This window comes from Scytonema sp. PRP1 (assembly GCF_036697665.2).
Lineage (GTDB): Bacteria > Cyanobacteriota > Cyanobacteriia > Cyanobacteriales > Nostocaceae > Kalymmatonema > Kalymmatonema gypsitolerans.
In genome coordinates, this window is sequence record NZ_JBAHYJ020000046.1 from 198,367 (window position 1) to 219,927 (window position 21,561).

Sequence of the window (21,561 nt, forward strand, 5' to 3'; positions counted from 1 at the left end):
TATATTTCTAGGAATTATTTGATTATGGTTTGAATTTTGGTCGCTCATAGTGCTAACCCTGAATTTAGTTAATCCCTAGTTATTTATAACATTTCTTTGTATTCTCTGCAAAAAAAAATACCTAATAAATATTAAAAAAATCTTTTCATCTTACTATCGAGGTAAAAATAGGAAAATTCGATAATTTTTGACAAATTAAAAAAATAACGTCCAATTACAAAAAGTGGGAAAAGTAGGAAAAGTGGGAAAAGTAGGAAAAGAGTTTTTTAATTTTATAAATTCAAAAATAGTTTACATAAAAGACTGAGGCTATACAAAAAAACCTGCATATGCAGGTTTTTAACTGAACTGGTGTTCTATGCCGCGATTTGATTGCGGATCGCCCCCTTGGGGCGGTTTTAAAAGAGCATCGTTTTTTGGCGGGAGAAAAGCGCGAGCGGGGGGGAGCATTAGCATCCTTTCAAAGTCAATTGACATCCTCCCACCGCGCTCCCTAAAGTACCAGGTATAGGGGGGATTCCACAGCAAGAATCACTTCTTGGATTTCCTCTTTCCGCGATTCATCTCGCCGCCAAATCAGAAGACATCTCCAAAATAGAAGTATTTTGTGGTAAAAGAGTATCAAAGTAGCTTTTGTACCACAAAAAAATGAGTGATATATTAGGTTATATTAAAAAAAATCATCAGGAAACGCAGCGGTTGGTTGGTCTCAAGTATGAGCAACTAGAACAACTAATAAAACAGGCGCTAGCCTTACATACCCAAAAGCAAGAAGAAGTCGAAGCGCAGAAAGTTAGAATCATAAATAAAGGAGGAGGTCGTAAAGTAAAGTTATCGACGGAGGAGCAAATTCTGTTAACATTGATATATCTGAGACATTTGACAACATTTCAGTTGCTAGGTATCCAGTTTGGAGTGAGTGAATCAACCGCGAACGATACATTTAACTACTGGTTGCCACTCCTAGAAGAACTTTTGCCATCTAGTTTACTTGAACAGGTAAAAAAAAACGCCAGTGACTATGAAATTGTTCAAGAAGTTTTAACCGACTATGAACTAATAGTAGATAGTGCAGAACAGGCTAGAGAGAGACCTGGAGAGTATAAAGAACAGAAAAAGTATTACTCTGGGAAAAAGAAAAACCATACATTTAAAAATCAAATTACTGTTTTACCAGATGGCAAAGATATTGTTGATGTTATCGCGGGAGAACCAGGACCAAAAAGTGACATAATTTTATTTCGTCAAGGACAGAAAGGTTTTGACGCCATCAAAAATTTCAAGGGGATAAAGGTTATATTGGAGAGCCATCAATTAAGACTCCCATGAAAAAACCGAAAAGAGGAGAACTAAGCGAATCCCAAAAAAAGAAAAATAAAGAAATGGCTTCCGACCGAATATTTGTAGAATATTTAATTCGTATCTTGAAAATTTTCAGAGTCGCTTCTGAAAGATTTCGATTAAAGCCAAGTAAATATGAACAAATAATCATGACGATATGTGGACTTGTAAGATTCCGAATAGGAGCATTAGTTATGGCACTATAAAATAGCGCGAAATTCCCAGGAAAAATTGATATCCTAACTTGTGATTTTTTCCTGGTTATCAATCACTAACTGTCTCAAGCCCTTATTTTTCCGTTGAAACTGGCTCATATTTCAAGTTGGCGTTCAGTGACTCAAGTCCAGTTTTAGAGTGGTATTAGCATTTTTCGGAGATGTCTAGAGATTATGGCGGGAGCCTTCTCTCGGAATTAGGTAAACGAGTCCTCACTCGGCTTTTTACGTTGAACAGGACATGGGTATGCCTAAAAGTTATAGCTGCAATAATTACAAAGCATTAGACATCAGGAAACTGCCCTTTTACGATGAACAGCAGTAGTAAAAAAAGAGTTAAAATCAATCGTGAAATCAATTGCTTTAAAAGCTTCTAACGGCAAGTATCTTGGTCTAGATTCGACAAACGTGATGGCAAGCGTAGAAATTCGTTTTGTTCTGTCTACCAGACCCCTGAAAGCTAGCACTATTAGTTGGTGGGGAAAGTGTCGCTGGCTTTCTTGTGGGTTGGTTTAAAACCGTTAAACATTGTTTTGGGCTACATCGTTTTGGTCAGGGTACTCTGCTTAGGGTATATCGTTGGTTGGTACTCTGCCTAACTGCCTATATTTTGGCGCACTGCGCTTATTTATCAACAAACACTACAGATTTGCCTGATTAGGGAGAAGCTGCTCAAATTGCCCTCCAATTGATTTTGCCCCAAATACTTGTGTTTCTTCTTTTACTTGATTTGGAACGAATGATTCCTCTGGCACGGAGTTATGGTTTTGACATTCGTGTTTACAGGTGCATTCCGGTGAGCGCCCCACGAGGGGGAAGTTACGCATTCAAAACTCACGCATTCAAAAGTATTAAACTCCCTCGCAACTTTTGAAAGAAGCACCTGCATTCTTCACTTTCTGAAAGCCTTGGTATATCAAGGTTCTAAAATGTGCATCTTAGGAGTCTGGCAAGAAGGGTGTTTTTGGTTCAAAAAGGTCGATTGAGGCAAGAAATCTTTTGACAAACACGGAAAAGAGTCTGGATCTAACTTGCTGTGTGTACACTACTCAAATGGAGTCACCACATGAATGTTGACAAACTTCTGGACACTGTAGAACAAACTCTGCTCTCTAGGCAACTGAGTCCCCTTGAGCGCTTCATCCTGTGTCAGTCATGGCTCGGACGCAGTTATAGGGAGATGGCACCCGATGTGCCTATAGTATTGCTCAGATGAAGGATATTGGCTCCCAGTTGTGGCAAGCCCTTTCAGAAGCATTAGGGGAGAGAGTGACGAAAAAAAATTTGTTTTTAGTCCTCAAGCAATATTTGCTCTCCGAGACAGGTGAAGACGAGAAACGGATGCGGGAGATTTGCCTGATGAAAGTGTCAATGGTTTTTCAGCGATTTGGGCTGTTTCCCCACAAAACTGTTGCTAAGAATATTGACAATACATTAGATTCTTCTGATTCCTTGTGTCAAGCCTGATTGAGATGCTCTTACCCTGATTAAAAAAGTAGGAAAAGTAGATTTTCTCAGTCAACTTACGCCGATTATTAAAGATATACGAAACTTTTATATTATTCCGTCATAAACTTCTCTCGCTTGCTGATAAGATTTTCACAAATATAAATCGTATAAAGTCATTAAAATTTACACAAAAGGGGTGTAATTATGATTCTACTCCGTAAGATTGTTCCACAGGCTGTAATAACACAACGAGCAGAGGAACAGCTACACAAGCCCCATCTGGATCTGATTATATTAATAACTTTTATGTTTGGTATACCAACTATTTCCTGGGCTATCCAGCTCAATGCTGCTCTGAATCAACCTAATCATCTTGCAGACTTAGAGAATTACAGCGCAACGGGCGAGATGTTTTAGAAGTTCACCCGCGAGTAGCTAGAGGAAACAAGATTGTGACGACTCTCCCGCTACACCGAAGGTTAGCGGGAGCATCTAACCTCACAGTTAGAGTTTTCTGATTCATCGGACGGGTAACCCCGTATCCTCCACCTTAGGCAACGAAGCGTCCTCTCCGTTGTTTTGAACAAGTAGGTATCTAAATGCTCAATGCTTTATCCGTAAAGTGTTTTACCCAAAGAACGGGGATGTCAAACATCTTTCCTCCTTGGAACCCCCTACACTCTGTTGTCAAGGTTCAGTCCGTTCGATTGGGCTTTTGTTTTCCGGTCTTCGACCCGAACGGTGGACTACTGACTCGATCTGTTTTATTATACCGTGAAATCACTGGTATTGGGAGACTTCGCACTTTAAAGATTTCGCTTATATTGCCAATTGGAGGGGCTTTTACCCAGTCCAATTGCCCCACAATTCCCCTCACCGCCAAAGAGCGGTGTGGCGGGAGTACTCTTGTGGAGCTTTAGATGGATATTTTTTTCCAGAAACTAAGTCGTCAGTATCTCTGGTTGCTTAATAGTCTTGTCCTCTGCCTTCTAGGTCATACCAGCATAGCAGAAGCACAAATTCAGCCAGATGGAACGCTGCCAAGTAATACACGTGTAACAACCAATGGTAACACTTTCTTAATCGAGAATGGCACGCGAGTTGGTGGCAAACTGTTCCACAGCTTCTCTGAGTTTTCCGTGCCTACTGGCGGTGAAGCTTTCTTTAACAATGCGCTGGATATTCAAAATATTATCAATCGCGTCACGGGGAAAAACATATCTAATATTAATGGGTTAATTCGAGCTAATGGTACTGCTAACCTATTTCTCATCAACCCTAACGGAATTATCTTTGGTCCGAATGCTCAGTTAAATATTGGTGGCTCGTTCATCGGCTCTACAGCGAGTAGCATTAAGTTTGCAGATGGTAGCACCTTCAGTGCCATAAATCCAGGCGCGCCGCCACTGCTAACGATTAATGTTCCAATAGGCTTGCAGTTTGGGTCAAATCCAGGCAGCATTATTAATCAATCTCAAGCAACGAGTTTGGTACCGCTTCCACCCATCGACAGCGCAATTCCAATTCCTAGTAATGTTGGTCTCCAAGTCCAGCCCGGTCAAACATTGGCACTGGTGGGGGGTAATCTTACCTTTAATAACGGCAATCTCACGGCTTACCAAGGAAATATTCTACTAGGTAGTGTGGCGAGTCCCGGCTTAGTAAGCTTTATTCCAACTCCAACAGGCTTGGCTTTTAACTATGCAGACATCCAAAATTTCGGCAACATCGAGTTATCGGGTACAGCCTCAGTGACTGCTAGTGGCTTGGGTGGTGGCGCTATCCAAGTCAGGGGAGCAAGTGTGATGTTACGCGATCGCGCAAACCTAGCTTCTGATACTATAGGAAGTCTTGACGGTCGCGGTATCACAATTGATGCAACACAGTTCAAGCTTTTTGACCAGGCATTTGTTGGAGCTGGGACTTCAAGTACGGCTGCGGGAGGGGATATTGCTGTCCGCGCTGACTCTGTAGAACTTAAAGGAATCGGATTTGAGAACTTTGTCAACCTTTCTCTTCAACCGAGTCTGGATGGACAGCCTGACATGTTGCGTGCTCGGGAAAGTGTTTTTTCTACCGGGACTCTAGGTGCGGGAAGAGCAGGAAATATCACAATTGATACCAGACAGTTAACACTTCAAGATGGCTCATTAATAGTTACCCCGACATTTGGTACAGGATCTGGAGGAAATATTTTAATTCGCGCCTCCGAACTGGTAGAGGTGAATGGCTCTGGATTGATAGCCACAGCTTTTAATCAAGGAAACGCAGGCAATATAGTCATTGATACAGGAAAGCTGATTGTCCGGGATGGAGCAATTGTATCTGCAACCACTTTCAGTGCGGGACAAGGCGGGAATCTCATCGTGAGAGCTTCTGACTCCGTGGTATTATCAACATATCGAGAAAATAATTCGTTTGGTACTAACTTATCTACTAGCACTCTTCGTGGTACAGGAAAGGCGGGAAACTTAGAGATAAATACAGGTTCTGTGCTTGTAGAAGGGGGAGCGACGATAACTTCTGCAAGTGGGTCAGCAACAACAAGAAATAGACTGATTCGTTCTAGCGGTCGGGGTGGAAACGTAACCATAAATGCCTCGGACTCTGTCAAAGTCATTGGTACCTCAGCCAACACTCCTTATGTCCCCTCTCAAATTGTTACGGTGACGCTTGGAAGTGCTGATGCTGGTGACTTAAGAATTAATACCAAGCAATTAATTGTCCAAGATGGAGGTGGAGTAGGAGCCACGACTCTAGATACGGGACGGGGAGGAGACATCTTTATTAACGCTTCCCAATCGGTGCAAGTCAGTGGAAAAACCAGAGATACTCAGTTCCCCCCCAGTGGGATAGCGACAGCGTCTGGGGATCGGTTACTTACATCTTTGTACCCATTTAACCCGACAGGCGCAGCGGGAAATCTCAGTTTGACCACAGGAAAGTTAATTGTCCAGAATGGGGCAACTGTGAATGTCGAGAGTATTGGGGTGGGAAATGCAGGTACAATTAACGTTGTAGCGGATGCGATCGCCCTTAGCAACCAAGGTAGCATTAATGCCTCTACTGGCTCTGGTGCAGGGGGAAATATTAACCTACGAGCGCGAGACATACGGTTGCGCGGTGGTAGCCGGATTAGAACCGATGCGGATAGTTCTATTGGCGGTAACATCAATATTAATACCGATACCTTATTGGCTTGGGAAAATAGCGATATCACCGCCAATGCTAGAGCAGGTTCTGGCGGGAGAGTTAGCATCACCGCACAAGGAATCTTTGGCACTCAGTTTCGGAATAAACTGACACCAAAAAGTGACATCACCGCCACATCTAACCTCAGTCCTCAGTTCAATGGAACAGTGGAACTCGATACCGGGGAGATTAACCCCGCTCAAGGATTAGTTCAGTTACCAGAAAATTTTACACAAGCGAGCGATGGTATTGCCACTGGCTGTCCGGCAGATCAAGGAAACTACTTTATAATCACCGGACGAGGCGGCTTACCGGAAGACCCCAGACAGACGCTCAGAGGTCAGATTATTCTGCAGGATTTACGTCTGACAAGTGGTAGTAAACTCATTGAGGAGCAGGAGAGGATTTCTCAATCTCAGTTGATAGCAAAAAACCAACAACCAGCTTCGCTTGTTGAAGCGACGGGATGGCTGATCAATGCCCAAGGACAGGTAGAACTGGTGGCAAATACTCCACAAGTTAAGCGCAGCTTTGGGAATGATGAAATTGATTGTACTAAATTGAAACGCAACTAGGACTTACGCACTTTACAGTTTTGAAAGCACTAGAAATCGTAGGCTGGGTATTGCCCATAAAAGCCTATGTAATAGGCATTTGAGATACTGGCGGCAATGCCCACCTTACAGAGAACCGCTGTAAACAAGTTTTTGTTCAAAAAATTACAAAATGCTCATTATTTCCTCACTTTTTATATGTATTTTCAACTTGAATGTTCTCATTGAGACGAACTCATATTATGTCCGGCTAATTGGTTATGATTACCACGTTAACTGCACCCCACCCCGCGCCGCCCCTCCCCCCCAGCGGTCCGGGGAGGTGAAGCGCAGCTTTACCGGGGTGGGGTTCTTAGGGTAATGATAAGTATTTAACCGGACTTGATATCATGCATCTTAAAAATAGTTCAAACCGAACATTGGGCTGAAGGTACATAATCAATTTTTTGGCGTAAGTTGTAGCGACGGTAGAATGTGAAACCCTATCACCACCTAGTCTTAGCACTGCTGACTTTTTTACTGGTGATCACAGTTTTACCAGCCGCAGCCGAATTCAATTCAAAATTAAAAATATCTTACGCGAAGGGCTACGCCGCAGAAAATTCAAGAAGTACAACGAAATACGAGATACAAAATACGAATTCTCCAGTTACCCTACTCGAACAAGGAAAGCAACTTTACGATGCGGGACGGTTTGCAGAGGCTGCACAAGTGTGGGAAAAGGCGGCTTTTGCATTTGAGCAAAAGGGAGAACGGCACAATCAAGCCATCAGCTACAACTATCTCGCGATTGTGTATCAAGACTTAGGACAGTGGAAGGCAGCACAAAAAGCCAGTACCCAAGCTCTCAACCTCTTGCCAAGTACTGATGCTCCTTTGCTTTACGCTCAAGTCCTCAATACCCAAGGCAGTATCGAGCTAAATACAGGTCATGCCGAAACCGCCTTGGAAACTTGGAAACAGGCAGAGAAACGTTATCGTTCCCTCAAGGATGTGACGGGAATTGTTCTTAGCCAAATTAACCAAGCTCAAGCACTGCAAACCTTGGGACTGTATCGAAGAGCGCGAAGTATACTAGAGCAAGTCAATCAAGACCTGGCTGCCTTGCCTGACTCCTTGCTTAAAGCCAGACAATTGCGGAGTTTGGGTGTGACTTTGCAAGTTGTGGGAGATTTGCAAAACTCTCAAACCGTTTTAACCGAGAGTTTAACCATTGCCAAACAGCTAAATTCGACACCAGATATCGGAGAAACCCTCTTTAGATTGGGGAACACTGCTAGGGCAATAGGGGATTTTCAGGCTGCGTTGGCGTTTTATCAACAAGCAACAAACACAAGCAAAAATCCGCGCACCCAGTTAGAGGCTCAACTTAATCAACTTAGTCTTTTGGTGACAACAAAGCAACAACAAGCAGCGCTGTCACTACTTCCTCAAATTCAAGCGCGTCTTTTTAACCTTCCTCCTAGTCATGCTGTTGTCTACGCTCAGGTTAATTTAGCAGAAAGCTTGACAAAGTTGTCAATAGTTTTTAATAAAAAACAAAACACAAAGGATATTTCTCAAATATTAGTTCGGGCAGTGCAACAGGCAAGAGAATTAAAAGACTCTAGGGGAGAATCTTACGCGTTGGGACAACTGGGGCATTTGTACGAACAAACTCAACAATGGTCAGAAGCACTGATACTCACACAACAAGCACTTGTTCTGGCTCAGAAAATACAGGCAACAGATATTGCCGCAACCTGGTACTGGCAACAGGGGCGAATTCTCAACGCACAAGGCAACACAACAGCAGCGATTGCAGCTTATGACCAAGCAGTCACTATTTTACAATCTTTGCGTCAGGACTTAGTGGCAGTAAATCCTGTTGTGCAGTTTTCTTTCCGAGACGAGGTTGAACCTCTCTATCGCCAGTTGGTGCAATTGCTGTTGCAAAATGTAGACAGCTTACCTGAAACGAACAAGCAACAACGCCTCCAACGCTCTCGGCAAGTGATTGAGGCGTTGCAACTGGCTGAGTTAGAAAACTTTTTCCGGGAAGCTTGCCTAACATATAAACCCAGAGCGATCGAGACAATTGACCCAACAGCAGCTGTTATCTATCCTATCGTGCTTCACCAACGCTTAGAAGTGATTTTCTCCCTGCCCGGACAGCCATTGCAACATTACGGAATCGAGATTTCACCACAAGAAACAGCGAGAGTGTTTGCACAATTGCGTCAGTCTTTGAACCCTGTTTTTTTGCCGAACGAGGTGTTACCTCCCGCGCAACAGGTCTATGATTGGCTGGTGCGTCCTATGTCGGCAGAGTTAGAGCGTCACTCAATTAAAACGTTGGTATTTGTCCTCGATGATTTTTTACGCAGTCTGCCGATGGCAGTTCTCCACGATGGTCAGCAGTATTTGGTAGAGCGGTATAATATTGCCCTGGCTCCAGGTTTGCAGCTTTTAGATTCGCGTGCTCTATCTGCTCAACAAATAAAAACTTTGGCTGGGGGTTTATCTGAGGCGCGTCAAGGGTTTTCTGCTTTACCTGGCGTAAAAACAGAGATTCAACAAATTGCTGCTACCCTCTCAACAAAAGTCTTACTCAACGAAAAGTTTACTCGCTCTAATTTCCTAGACCGAGTTGAGAACCAACCGTTTTCTGTAATTCATCTGGCAAGCCACGGTCAATTTAGCTCGAAAGCCGAAGACACCTTTCTCCTAGCTTGGGACGATCGCATTCATGTCAAAGATTTGGATCGACTGCTAACAGGAGAGGGCAAAAACAGTTCTCTGCGCGATCGCCAACCGATTGAACTCTTAGTTCTCAGTGCTTGTCAGACTGCTAAAGGCGATAACCGAGCTGCTTTAGGACTCGCTGGAGTTGCTGTCCGTTCTGGAGCCAGGAGTACCTTGGCAACGCTTTGGTCAGTACAGGATTTGTCCACTGCTCAACTGATGGCTGAATTTTACCGCCGCTTTACCCAACCTGGCGTCACCAAAGCTGAAGCACTGCGCCACAGCCAACTCTCTTTGTTAAATTCACCTCAGTACAAACATCCTTACTACTGGGCAGCGTTTGTTCTGGTGGGAAATTGGCAATGAGAAGGAGTCAGAAGACACAATTCACAATTCAGAATAACCCCACGAACGCCACATCCTTCAACGGGGGAGACCCCCGCAACGGAGTGGCTCATGAATTCGGGGGTTTCGGTAAAGAAGCTATCGCTTTTCTTTTTCTCCACGGATAAATCCGGGGGATGCGCGACCATTATTCACCCACGCCTACGGACAGGAGTTCATTCTGACTCCTGGCTCCTGACTCCTGAATTCTTTTTCGGTAATTTTTGCTCGGCTAGTCGTGCTTGGCTATCTGGTCAGAGGTTGGTGACTCGTTGGAAACCCGCTAGTCGGGAGAATCAGACTGCCTACTTTTTATCCCACTTTTCCTACTTTTTCCACTTTTTTGTCGGATATAGCAGGGGACTGGGGACTGGGGACTGGGGACTGGGTGAAAAGTCTTTTTGTGTCTAGGTTTTATCATCTGTTGATGTCCTAACCACCTTGGCTGTTGCTATAGAATCCTCAAAATCCCATTTTTTCCCACTTTACTTAAGACTTCAAATCAATATTATGATTGTCTCAGATCTTGCACACCTCAGTATAAAGCCGTTTACAAGAAAAAAAAGTGCTAAAAGTTACATTATTTTCATTGAATTTTCTCGCCAATATAAGGCTTTGAGCTTTCGTATTGAGTATAAAAATTTCGTTCAATTAAGTAAAGATTGATTATTGTTAGGGTCATTCATTATTGAGTATGTACACCTTTCTGCATAAAACTTTAACTCCAGACCCTAAATACCATATTTTGTTTATCCAATATTTATATTCATTGTTGTAAAATTTCTGACGTGATGTTCTATACGGCATTTACTGATGGCATCAAGTGAGTATTTAAAATTGTTAACAATAGGGTTAACCCTAGAACTCTTACTGAGTTTGAGCCTAACTGCAGACGCTCAACCAAAATTAAAAGTAACAAGTGCTGCTTTATTACAAAAAAATACAACTGTATCGCAAGAGAATTTTATCCCACCCAAAGAAGGGAAACCAAAACAGACCTCTGGTGCCGGTTCACGCAGTGAACTCAAGTGTTCCCACAAAGAAGGTGCAATTCGACCTCTCATGCCAAAAGAAAACTACGGGTTAACATTGCAGGAGCGCCCAACTATATTCATCCAGATGCCCAAAACATCTGCACGTCAAGTCGTGTTAATGTTTCGAGATGAAACAGGGCAGTTTTACGAAAGAGCATTTTTACCGATCAATTCTCACGATGCAATTGTTGGTTTTACTCTACCCAAGCAAAAGAAACCCTTGGCTGTGAGCAAAAGTTACCAATGGTCTTTAGTGGTTGTCTGTGGAGAAACTGTACAACCAGACGATCCTGTATTTATGGGTTGGGTGCAGAGGGTGCCGAGAACATCTGAGTTGGAGAGTGAACTGAGGCAAAAAAAAACTGCGATTGAGCAAGTGGCATGGTATGGTAAAATGGGCTACTGGTACGATATGCTCAGCACAATTGTGCAAGCAAAGCAATTGAATCCTGAGGATGCCAAATTGATAGCCATCTGGCGAGACTTGTTGGAGTCTGAAGGAATAAGTAATTAAGTATAAATCTTTCAAATAATTATGTTAGCGAAGCTCTGTCCAAAGCCGAGCATCACTAATAATCTGCTCAATGAATGCCAAATTTTCTTGGCTTTCAGCTTGCTTAAGATATTCAATCGCAATCTGTCCAACAGCAGGTTGCTCGGTGGAAATTGCAACTAACAACTCTACTGTCTGACGAAGTTGAATTTTTTCTAATTGCCGATTCGTGACCATCGGCAGGGTAATAGCAGCAACCACAAGTCCAATCATCGGGGGGACAGTAGGAATCCACCAAGCCTGTAAAAAGGCAAGGTAGGCAGTTCCCATCAGCCCAACCGCTGCAATCACAATGGCAGTGACTATAGATGTGGGTGACTTGCTCTGCCAACCTAACGCAGCCCCGACTGCAGCCCACAGCAAAATCCAAAGCAACTCAACTGGTTTAGACCAAACCTTTAGCAGTGGTCGCCCTTCCAGCGCAGCATTCAAAATCATGCTAGTGATATTAGCATGGATCGTTACTCCTGCCATTTGTTTAGGGAAATCAAACATCTGGCTGCTGTAAGGTGTTTGAAATAAGTCGTTGAGGCTTTCCGCTGTGGAGCCAATCAGGACGACGCGATCGCGCACCTTTTCTTGTGGTATTTTATTAGCTAACAAATCTGTAAGAGAAAAGGTCTCAAACTGTTTTTGAGTGCCATGAAAGTTGAGCAAAATTTGAAAACCACCTGCATCAGCCTGGACATAGCCTCCGTCATGGGGTTGAAAGGGAACAAAAACTGCTTTCCCCAGCTGAATTTGGTTACGATTGTTGCTTTGGGGTTTGGGGGTGATGCCAAGAGCTTCTAAGTAGCTTAGTGCTAACCGCAAACCCAGATTAAAGTGTAACGAAGAGTCTTCGAGTTGAACGCTAAGCAAGGCGCGACGTAACTTACCATCCCCATCTAAAACCTGATCGGCAAGACCCACCTGACCTAATTGTGCTAAAACTGGGGGCGGCGCAACTTGGTTCCCCACCGCCTTCTGAATGCCAATCAGATTCGGAGTTGTTTTGTACTGTTCTACTAATTCCTGATAACCTGGTTCCACAGGCAAATCTCGATACAAATCCAGCCCGATCGCTCTGGGTTTAGAGCTTTTTAATGTCTGGATTGCTTGAGCCAACACCCGATCCGGCAGAGGATACTGACCTATTTGCACAATATCTGGCTCGTCAATTGTAATAATGGTAATGCGAGGGTCAACTTCTGCTGCAGGACGTGTCTGAAAAAAGCGATCTAGCATCGTCCACTCCATCCCCTGTAGTAGCCCGGTAAAACGTACAAGAATAACCAAACTAGCAACTCCACAGGCAATGCTCGTAATCCAACGTTTGCCCAAATTTAGTTTTTGGGCGTTTCGTTTCGCGCTTTTGCGTGCGTCAGTCAGTATTTGATTCGCTTGTTGCGCGGCAAATACGGCAAATTCAGCCTTTTCTCGTTCGATTTGTCTTGCTTGTTTTTCTTGTGCTAAATCAGTTTCAACTTTTCGCTTGGCAAGTTCGGTGCTGGCAGCGAGAAAGCGATAATCTAAGTCACTGAGCCTTTTATTTTTTGACCAAGCCAGTGCTTGCTGCAATGGGATTCCGAAAAGAAGCTGCGAGTCATCATGTTGATTGGAAGCAATCCAAGCCTTGAAGCGTTGCGCGTAAGGACGCAAATTATCCATGTGTCTGGCAACCCATTCTGAATTAAAAACTGCTTGATAGATTCGGTTTTTCACCTTCAGGTATCCGTGCTGATTCACAACCAAACCTGACAGAAGCAGTTCAATTTGTTCTCGACTGTCATCGGTTGGCACATCTTCAAGAGCCAGAATTTGTTGATATATGCCAAGTGTTCGACTTGCAATTTGCTCGTTCGCAAGCAGGCGATCGCGGATCGTCCGCAAATGTTCCGGCTCATCCTGAGATTCCCACTTCTGGATAATGTGTGACCTAACGATACTTTCCACCCAAAATGCTTCGGTACCAGGGGGAATCATCATCGTCCCACTCACTGTATCTTGACTTGAACTGACAACCAACTTACACAGTTTTTGCGTCAGAAATGGTTGTCCTCCTGTCCAAGCTAAAATTTCTTGCAGAATTGCCTGGGCATCACCGCCTTTAACGTCTAATCCATGAGCTAATGGCTGTACTTCCTTTATACTAAAGCCCTTGAGCTCTATCGCTTTACCAATATTAAACGGAGTACGCTTTGGATCTTGAATTAAATCTGATGGTGTTGTCACACCAAAGATGACAAATGTGATGCGCTTGTATTCTGGGTCGATAGCTCTGCGATTATAACAAAACCGAATCAAGGCAAAAAAGTCATCAACAGAAAAATCGAGGCTGAGAATACTATCAACTTCATCAATGAAAATGAACAGTCTTTCCTCAGGAAACTGAACCAGCAGGACTTCGGAAATAAACCGGCTCAGTCTCTGAAGTAAAGGAATATCTTCCTGCTCCCGCCACCAAGCTTTTAAGTTCATTTTCCCAAGCAGCTTGAAACCTAACCATAACTCAGCAATCACTCCCTTGTACCACTGCTCTGGAGTAATATTTTCACAGCCAATATTAGTCATATCTACAGTGGTGCATCTAAACCCATCTTGTTGCAGGCGATGCCGAGTTCTTACCAGAAGTGAGGACTTGCCCATTTGCCGGGAGTTAAGGACATAGCAAAATTCACCCCCCTTCAACGCTTCATAGAGGTGTTCATCAGCTTCTCGTTCTACATAGCTAGGAGCATCAATCGTTAGACTACCGCCAACTTGATATGTATAACGGTTCATTTGAAAATCTGAAGGTGTCGTAGACTTGGCATTTTAGCATCCAATTATACTTTTTATTACTTAGTACTGAATCAACTCATTTAGCACTGAATCAACTCATTATGATGCTATCCACAGAAACCACGTTGGAAAGACAAATTCTTCACAACTTTTTACTGGTATAAAATATTAGTTTGAGAATTTTAGGTTTACGTGTTTATTTTTATCTTCTATAGATTGTATTTGTCAAGTTCATACTTCTTAAAGCTTCTAAATAGTGACATTTAATAGTGACATTTATAGGTCTCCCAGCTATTAGTGTAAAAACGAGTCACCCCAACGGGCTACAGCAGTGCTTTGATTTGTAGAAATGCCTGCTCACTCTTGCCTCTAACGTAGTTCAGTAAGAACTCAGGCTTGTCAGATGGGCTTTTCAAGCCCCCGGATTTATCCGTGGGGTTTCTGACCGACGCTTTCTACAAGTCAACTATTGCTTTGCTCAGAAGTCTTCCCGTTTTCAAAATAATTGAAAATCTAATATTTAGGTGGAAAGCTACTCTCAGTCTTTTAGGCAATTGACTTAAGTATGATTGTAAATATAACATACAAATTCATCCTTCTCAAGACATAATTGCAGGGGCAGGGTAAGTAGACCTATGTTTGTAAAGGGGCTATATTGGTGGCTCTATTTCCCATAGAGCAATTCTTGTCAGACTATAAGCAAAAGTTTATACATACTTTTCTTACCTTTCCTACCATTAACAAAAAATTTCTAAAATCATGTTTAATGGAATTCAAATATTAACCTACTTTTCTTACTTTTTTCAGATTATTTATTGTCAAATCATGACTTTTCTGGGTTAATTATATAAAACTATAAATAATATATTAAAGATTTTAAAAAATATAAAGGGATTGCCTAATAAATCTATAGTGCTGTATGATGAATCACATGAATTACTAGTTGCCAAAAAAAATACTGATGCTGTATTATGACCGCAAGCACTACTAAATTTAAGAGACTAAATTTAAGAGAATGTTTGGGAATATGTCGTGCAAACCATCTCCCAACTTAACACTCTGTTTGAGGTAATTTGAGAAATCAAATTTTAGCTTTTATAGAGCGTAAGGATGCCAACTCTTAGTTTAGACACTTACAGCGTCCGGATTTTTAAACTGTTGTTGACTAGCCACATATCTGAATGTAAATTAAATAGCATGTAAATGAAATAGCTAATTGTTGAGTTTTCTTTGTTTGTGGTCATCGGTCACCAATATCTCAAATGTTCATTGCATAAGCTTTTATGGGCTTTAGCCCTACCTAAGATTTGTAGCGTAACCATAGAATAAGCGCTGTCAATAACTAATTGTTGAGGCGTAAAGTTAGGCTTTGATAGTTCTTTTGCTCTCACTCCTTTCTTTTATTGTCTACAGATACTCAAACTGAGGCACAACTTGAGATGAAGTGTTTTCTACAGATAGCTTTGTGTGACAGGAGATTTGAAAGATTAAACCTCTTACAAAAATATATGAATCCTGAGAGTAAAACACAGAACCCAGCAGAAATTCACCAATTCTGATTTCTGAGTTATGATGACTTTGCTTGTGTAAGGATTCTCAAACTCTTGTCTGTTAACGATGTATTAAACGACAATTGAATAAATAGAATAAATAATTTTTCAGGCGCTTTCTTTGGGCTTCGATGGTCTTTTTGATCTCAGTCCCGCCAACGAAACCTTCTTGTTATCTGTGGTGTATTTATCAATGAGGGAGGTTGAATTGCATAGAAGGTGTGACCGAAATCGAAAACGTTCAAAACGACGCGCTATTTACTGTCCGATTCATGGATGCTATCTCGATAGTGTCAGTCAAAAATATTCATTGTTTGCTAATCGCACCGCACCACTCCAGCCAGGAGGACTCAGTAGACACAATGTCCTCATATTGGTAGAAACTGAAACCGCAGTTCATTTAGAAAGTGCATGGTTGGAAGCATTCTGGTGCGATCGCTGCCAAGAAACGAAATGGTATCGCGTTCAAAAGATCCTTAGCAAAGGGGCTCTTCAGAAGGTTTGCACTTATCAAGTGTCGCTAGCACCACGAAAAATTTGGCAGCAAGCAGTGGGGGTCATTCATCCCGATGGAAACCCTTCTGTCGGAGAATTTACTCGCAGACATGCAAAGAGGCTTGACTACGGAGCTTGCAAAGATTTCCCGTTTGAAAGTTGAACGGCGTTGCAGCCGGCATTCGTCACAAAACCCATCTAGTTTACCAAGGAGAACTAAGTTATGAATCAACTCTTAGAGGAAATTTATTCAACCAAATCTGTTAAGGATGCTCAAGGAAATTCAATAAATCCTTTTCCTACCGCTACTCCTTATGATATTGGCACGATTCTCAATGAGCTTATCCAAAAAAACAATCTGGAAAGAACGCTAGAAATAGGCATGGCTTATGGTTTGTCTACTCTGTTTATTTGTCAAGCACACCATGACAAGGGTAGAGGAATTCATACTGCCATTGACCCAATGCAAAATAGCGTATGGAAATCCATTGGATTATTGAATGTTGAAAGAGCCGGTTTTGCAGACAAAGTACGATTTTTAGAGGCTTGTTCTGACGAAGCTTTACCTCAACTTGTAGCCAAAGGAGAAAAACTTGATTTTGCGTTCATTGATGGCTCACATCATTTCGATTACACTTTGGTAGATTTCTTCTACGTTGACAAATTGTTAGAGGTAGGCGGGTATGTCGTTTTTGATGATATATGGATGCCTGGAATTAGAAAACTTGTGTCTTATATCTTAAGAAACAGGGATTATCAGTTGACGAAGGTTGATACCAAAGCCAGTATTTGGCAAGGTTTAACGAAATCTACAAAACGTTTTCTTCAGAATCCCTTTGAACGAGAATACGGAGGGATCAAATTTCTTTTCAATAATATTTGTGTTTTGAAGAAAATCTCTGAAGATAACCGTCACTGGGATTATCATCGTTCATTCTAAATCTTTTGTCTGGAATCGAGTCAACAATACTAAGCAAATCAGGTTGCATATCGGATAATGTCAAGAACTTCTTTCATCAGGTCTGTACTCTACTGGATTTTTGTTAACGATACTAAGCATGTCTATTCTGAGTTACAATCGGTAGCGTTAACCATGCTCCCCTCCAAAGATATTTTGGAGGGGATTCTATTATGTAATTACCTGTTAATGAGTCACTAGCAAATTGGGTGAAAAATACAGATATGATTGGTTTGAATTGCCTTTATTTATATGTTTAAAAAGTCCTCAATGAGCAGACGTCGTTTGTTATACATGGGTGTATCAGGTTTGGCAGGGGCGATCGCTGTTGCAGTGGCAAAAGATAGATTACCAATCTACCCTAGCCAAGCGGTTAACAACCTAACAAGAGATTTTAAAGTTGCAGGGCTAACTCCTTTAAAAGGGCGTGCTACGGCTAAGGGATTAATTTATGGAGCAGCATCTGGGCAAGATTTTCTTGCCTCAGACAAAACATTACAAGCTAGTATTGTTCGAGAGTGCGGCATTTTGGTGCCGGAGAACGAGCTTAAATGGCAATTTTTACGCCCTCGTCCAGACGTATTTGACTTTAGCAAATCAGATTGGCTTGCTCAATTTGCCCGCACTCACAAAATGCTTTTTCGAGGACATACTTTAGTTTGGTATGAGCAGTTACCTGAGTGGTTTAAGGAGGTAGTTAACCGCCAGAATGCGGAAAAATTTTTCGTGGAACATATAACAACTGTGACTAAACGCTACGCTGGTCAAATGCACTCTTGGGATGTTGTCAACGAGGCTATTGAACCAGATGATGGACAAAAAGCAGGCTTGCGAAAAAGTCCGTGGCTCGAGTTTTTAGGTCCAGATTACATAGAGCTTGCCTATCGCCTTGCAGCTCAAGCGGACCCGAAAGCTATGTTAGTCTACAACGAAAACGCGCTGGAGTATAGCGGTCGCAAAGAAGAAGTCAAAAGAACCGCTGTTCTGAAACTATTAGAACGTTTGAAATCTAGAGGAACACCGATTCATGCCCTTGGTATCCAATCTCACCTAGTTGCTCAAGAAGGTGCGTTAAATGCCAAAAAACTACGGAGTTTTCTCTCTGATGTGGCTAGTCTTGGTCTCAAAATTCTGATTACCGAACTAGATGTGTCAGACCAAAAATTACCTTTAGATCCTGCTGTTCGCGATCGCATTGTCGCCAGTGTATACGAAGACTATCTTTCGGTGGTGCTAGATGAAAAAGCAGTGATTGCGGTATTAAATTGGGGATTGAGCGATAGACACACCTGGCTTTCAACGTTTACTCCCCGCTCAGATGGTGCGCCAGTACGTCCTTTGCCACTAGATTCAAGCTTCAAACCCAAGTTGGCATGGAATGCTATGGCAAGAGCGTTTGATCAAGCTCGGAAACGTTGACCCTACACCCTTCTCAAGTCATCGAGCTTTTCTTTGTTGCAGAATTGAAAACTTATTGCTAATTCGACTCAAATTATGGAAAAAATGCTTGCCAATAAGGTTGCAGTGATTCGACTCAAACGTTCTTTAAATGCCGCTAATGCATTGGACTTTGAGCGGGAATTGACAACAGCTATAATGCAAAATGATTGTGCCACCTTATTAATAGATTTAGAGCAAGTAGAATCCTTGGACAGTGCCGGATTGATGGCTTTAGTATCAGGGCTAAAGTTAGCTCAGCGATTAGGACGGAGCTTGAGTCTTTGCTCTGTGTCGCCCACAATTAAAATCATTTTTGAAGTTACCCAGCTTGATACAGTGTTTGACATATTTGAATGCCAATCTGCATTTACAGGCACTTACTCCCGTTCATGTTTAAGTACCTGAGAACCGCTTTCCAAAAAAATGGTGTTTTTTTTTAGCAGTTGTGTAGAAAATCTTTGGAGGAACTATCTAAATGAACAAATTTGATGAGATAGTATTACTTGGAACTAGGTTTCATAAACTCAAAGTTAATCAACTCATCGATTACGCTGTCAAAGCGGCAAAACTTGACAAGAAAACCACCATATGTCACGTAAATATTCGGGGAATGAACTTTGCCTACGAACTCCCTTGGTATAGAGAGTTTCTCAACAAATCTGATTTAGTCTTTTGCGATGGATTTGGTGTTCTAGTAGGAGCAAAACTCTGCGGCTGCAACGCAGATTCATCTCATCGCATGACCTGTCCAGATTACATTGAGGATTTTGCCAAAGCTTGTGAACGGGAAAATGTTTCCTTGTTCCTGCTTGCTGGCGAGCCAGGTACCGTAGATAAAGCGATCGCTAAGCTAAAAGTGGTTGCACCAAATTTAAAAGTGAAAGGACATCACGGTTATTTTGACAAGTCTGGTGAGGAAAATGAATCTGTCATCGAAGAAATCAATAAATTTAAGCCAGATATTTTGTATATTGGCTTTGGTATGCCGTTACAAGAACGTTGGATTCTAAATAATGCAGAGAAAATAGAGACAAAAGTGTTTCTGCCTCTAGGTGCATGTCTTGATTTTTATACTGGCAATGTCAACAGAGGCCCACGTTGGATGACCAATAGCGGACTAGAGTGGTTAACACGATTGATCACAGAACCACAACGCTTATGGCATCGTTATGTGGTTGGCAATCCGCTGTTTTTTTATCGGGTTCTACAGGAACGGTTTACAAAACTTTTAAGAAAGCGCTCTCGACCGTCATCACAATACTAAGCGTCCCTTGCCATTGGACTTATACTTAAGTTCAGTTAGTATCGAATGTTATGGCAAGCGTATATTCCATAGTGTTTCCACATAGACTGTAACTCCGTAACTACCTGTAGTTAGTGACAAGGCAGTAAATCGCGCAAATGTAGTTAACAGTATAAATACAGGGGTAACAAGAATCGTGACATCTCAATCTTTATTAGTTTCAGGGTTTAAACCAGATTTAAGGTCAGCAAGTGGCACAAGGATACAGAAAGGATTAACTAGCAAATTTCTGCGGGTAGGAACACTTATCTCGCTAGATGTCATTTCTCTGACCTTAGCATGGAAGTTAGCAATCATTAATGGCACTCCATTAGATTCCCCTTGGACACAAAAAGCCTCTTTTCTACTGCTCATTCTGACAGTAGAAATAGGCATGATTGCAACTGGAGGACTGTATAAATCAGGTGGAAATCGTCGTAACTATCCTGGTCTGATTAAAGCAGTCACGCTGTCAGAACTTCTACTGTTGCTGATTGCTTTTCTCTACGAACCAGACAGCTATGTCTCGCGCTCAACTTTTCTACTGTTTTGGTTGTTGTCTGTAGTTTTCATCTGTACCGCTCGCTTTACCTGTGATGTAGCCACAAGAGTGCTTCGTAGTAAAGGAGCAATTCGCCATCCCGTTTTTCTGATTACGGATCTCGAAGACAAAGAAAGCCATATTCGGTTAATAGAGAAAGAGAATTGCTACACCGTACAGGGAATTGCTGACTCTAGCAGTTTGGATCGGATGAACCGAGAGGCAACCTTTGAATATCTACGCACACAGGGTATAGAAGAGGCTTTTGTTTCTTGGAATGCCATTAAGAACCGTTTATATGTTTGCTGGGGTTTCCAAACAGCTGGCATTACCCTACGAATACTGCCAATTGAGAGTGAAGTTCATCACCCTAAATCAGCCGTATTTTGGATGATTGGTGAAGTCCCTTGCATGACAATACCAGCACCAATCATCGCAGGCGGCGATTTTTGGGTAAAGCGGAGTTTTGACCTTTGTGGTTCGATTGTTCTGTTACTCCTGCTGTCTCCTGTCTATCTGGTGATAGCTACACTCATTAAGTTAGATTCTTCTGGACCAGTGTTCTTCCGACAAAATCGAATTGGTCTGCATGGTAAGAGTTTCAAGATTTGGAAATTCCGCACGATGGTTACTAACGCCGAAAAGTTGCAGGCGGCGCTAGAAGCAAAGAATGAAATCAAGGATGGGGTTCTCTTTAAAATGAAAGACGACCCTCGGATCACACGGATAGGCAAATTCCTGCGCCGTTACAGTCTGGACGAATTGCCACAACTGTTTAATGTTGTCCTTGGAGAGATGAGTTTGGTTGGTCCGCGTCCTCTCCCTATGAGGGACGTAGAAAGGTTCAAGACAAAGCACTTTATTCGGCAAGAAGTTCTGCCTGGTATTACCGGATTGTGGCAGGTTTCTGGTCGCTCCGATATCGAGAATTTTGAAGATGGGGTGAAATTAGATATCGGTTACATAGAAAATTGGTCTGTGTGGCTGGATCTGCAAATTTTGCTGAAAACTGTCAAGGTTGTCCTTGGTAAGACAGGTGCCTACTAAGTAGCTTAACAGGCTTGCGGAAGTCCTCACCCTCAGCCG

General features: G+C 42.3%; 17 protein-coding genes. 16 read left to right on the forward strand and 1 reads right to left on the reverse strand.

The genetic code is table 11. The annotated features are described in order from the left end of the window. The first annotated feature begins 648 nt into the window (after window positions 1-648). From V5G28_RS09650 to V5G28_RS09695, 10 genes are all read left to right on the forward strand, one after another. Window positions 649-1,329 carry a transposase family protein gene (locus V5G28_RS09650; RefSeq protein ID WP_336230182.1) on the forward strand — a complete coding sequence of 227 codons (681 nt, stop codon included), beginning with the start codon at window positions 649-651 and terminating at the stop codon, window positions 1,327-1,329. Continuing rightward, window positions 1,326-1,547 (forward strand): transposase family protein, encoded by a 222-nt coding sequence (locus V5G28_RS09655; protein WP_336230184.1) that lies wholly within the window; start codon window positions 1,326-1,328, stop codon window positions 1,545-1,547. Before V5G28_RS09650 ends, V5G28_RS09655 begins: the two co-directional genes overlap by 4 nt. A gap of 357 nt (window positions 1,548-1,904) precedes the next feature. Next, window positions 1,905-2,072, forward strand: coding sequence for a hypothetical protein (locus V5G28_RS09660; RefSeq protein ID WP_332993305.1), 168 nt, complete (start codon window positions 1,905-1,907; stop codon window positions 2,070-2,072). Between the two features lie 550 nt (window positions 2,073-2,622). Beyond that, window positions 2,623-2,772: a hypothetical protein gene (locus V5G28_RS09665; protein WP_332993306.1), complete on the forward strand. Its 150-nt coding sequence runs from the start codon at window positions 2,623-2,625 to the stop codon at window positions 2,770-2,772. Beyond that, window positions 2,769-3,023, forward strand: coding sequence for a hypothetical protein (locus V5G28_RS09670; protein WP_332993309.1), 255 nt, complete (start codon window positions 2,769-2,771; stop codon window positions 3,021-3,023). The genes V5G28_RS09665 and V5G28_RS09670 overlap by 4 nt, the downstream gene beginning before the upstream one ends. A 186-nt stretch (window positions 3,024-3,209) precedes the next feature. Further along, complete coding sequence (locus V5G28_RS09675) at window positions 3,210-3,422, forward strand: hypothetical protein (RefSeq protein WP_332993311.1); 213 nt, start codon at window positions 3,210-3,212, stop codon at window positions 3,420-3,422. Between the two features lie 503 nt (window positions 3,423-3,925). Beyond that, on the forward strand, window positions 3,926-6,772 hold the full coding sequence (locus V5G28_RS09680; RefSeq protein ID WP_332993313.1) for a two-partner secretion domain-containing protein: 2,847 nt from the start codon (window positions 3,926-3,928) through the stop codon (window positions 6,770-6,772). Between the two features lie 453 nt (window positions 6,773-7,225). Beyond that, on the forward strand, window positions 7,226-9,841 hold the full coding sequence (locus V5G28_RS09685) for a CHAT domain-containing protein (protein ID WP_332993315.1): 2,616 nt from the start codon (window positions 7,226-7,228) through the stop codon (window positions 9,839-9,841). 90 nt (window positions 9,842-9,931) lie between these two features. Then, window positions 9,932-10,270: a hypothetical protein gene (locus V5G28_RS09690; protein ID WP_332993318.1), complete on the forward strand. Its 339-nt coding sequence runs from the start codon at window positions 9,932-9,934 to the stop codon at window positions 10,268-10,270. A 402-nt stretch (window positions 10,271-10,672) separates the two neighbouring features. Continuing rightward, the gene (locus tag V5G28_RS09695) at window positions 10,673-11,407 is read left to right on the forward strand and encodes a DUF928 domain-containing protein (RefSeq protein ID WP_332993322.1); all 735 of its coding nucleotides are present in this window, start codon (window positions 10,673-10,675) and stop codon (window positions 11,405-11,407) included. A gap of 24 nt (window positions 11,408-11,431) precedes the next feature. On the opposite strand, the gene V5G28_RS09700 is transcribed toward V5G28_RS09695, so the two are convergent. Next, window positions 11,432-14,209, reverse strand: a complete 2,778-nt coding sequence (locus V5G28_RS09700; protein ID WP_336230186.1) for a CHASE2 domain-containing protein — start codon at window positions 14,207-14,209, stop codon at window positions 11,432-11,434. A gap of 1,743 nt (window positions 14,210-15,952) precedes the next feature. Between V5G28_RS09700 and V5G28_RS09705 the strand changes: the two genes are divergently transcribed. From V5G28_RS09705 to V5G28_RS09730, 6 genes are all read left to right on the forward strand, one after another. Continuing rightward, window positions 15,953-16,417: a hypothetical protein gene (locus tag V5G28_RS09705; protein WP_332993327.1), complete on the forward strand. Its 465-nt coding sequence runs from the start codon at window positions 15,953-15,955 to the stop codon at window positions 16,415-16,417. A gap of 60 nt (window positions 16,418-16,477) precedes the next feature. Continuing rightward, a complete protein-coding gene (locus V5G28_RS09710) occupies window positions 16,478-17,194 on the forward strand; it encodes a class I SAM-dependent methyltransferase (protein ID WP_332993330.1) in 717 nt (238 codons plus the stop codon). Window positions 17,195-17,464: 270 nt separating this feature from the next. Beyond that, window positions 17,465-18,631: an endo-1,4-beta-xylanase gene (locus V5G28_RS09715; RefSeq protein WP_332993332.1), complete on the forward strand. Its 1,167-nt coding sequence runs from the start codon at window positions 17,465-17,467 to the stop codon at window positions 18,629-18,631. Window positions 18,632-18,706: 75 nt separating this feature from the next. Then, window positions 18,707-19,057 (forward strand): STAS domain-containing protein, encoded by a 351-nt coding sequence (locus V5G28_RS09720; protein WP_332993335.1) that lies wholly within the window; start codon window positions 18,707-18,709, stop codon window positions 19,055-19,057. Between the two features lie 70 nt (window positions 19,058-19,127). Continuing rightward, complete coding sequence (locus V5G28_RS09725) at window positions 19,128-19,916, forward strand: WecB/TagA/CpsF family glycosyltransferase (protein ID WP_332993337.1); 789 nt, start codon at window positions 19,128-19,130, stop codon at window positions 19,914-19,916. 175 nt (window positions 19,917-20,091) lie between these two features. Continuing rightward, window positions 20,092-21,522: a sugar transferase gene (locus V5G28_RS09730; RefSeq protein WP_332993340.1), complete on the forward strand. Its 1,431-nt coding sequence runs from the start codon at window positions 20,092-20,094 to the stop codon at window positions 21,520-21,522. The last annotated feature ends 39 nt before the right edge of the window (window positions 21,523-21,561 follow it).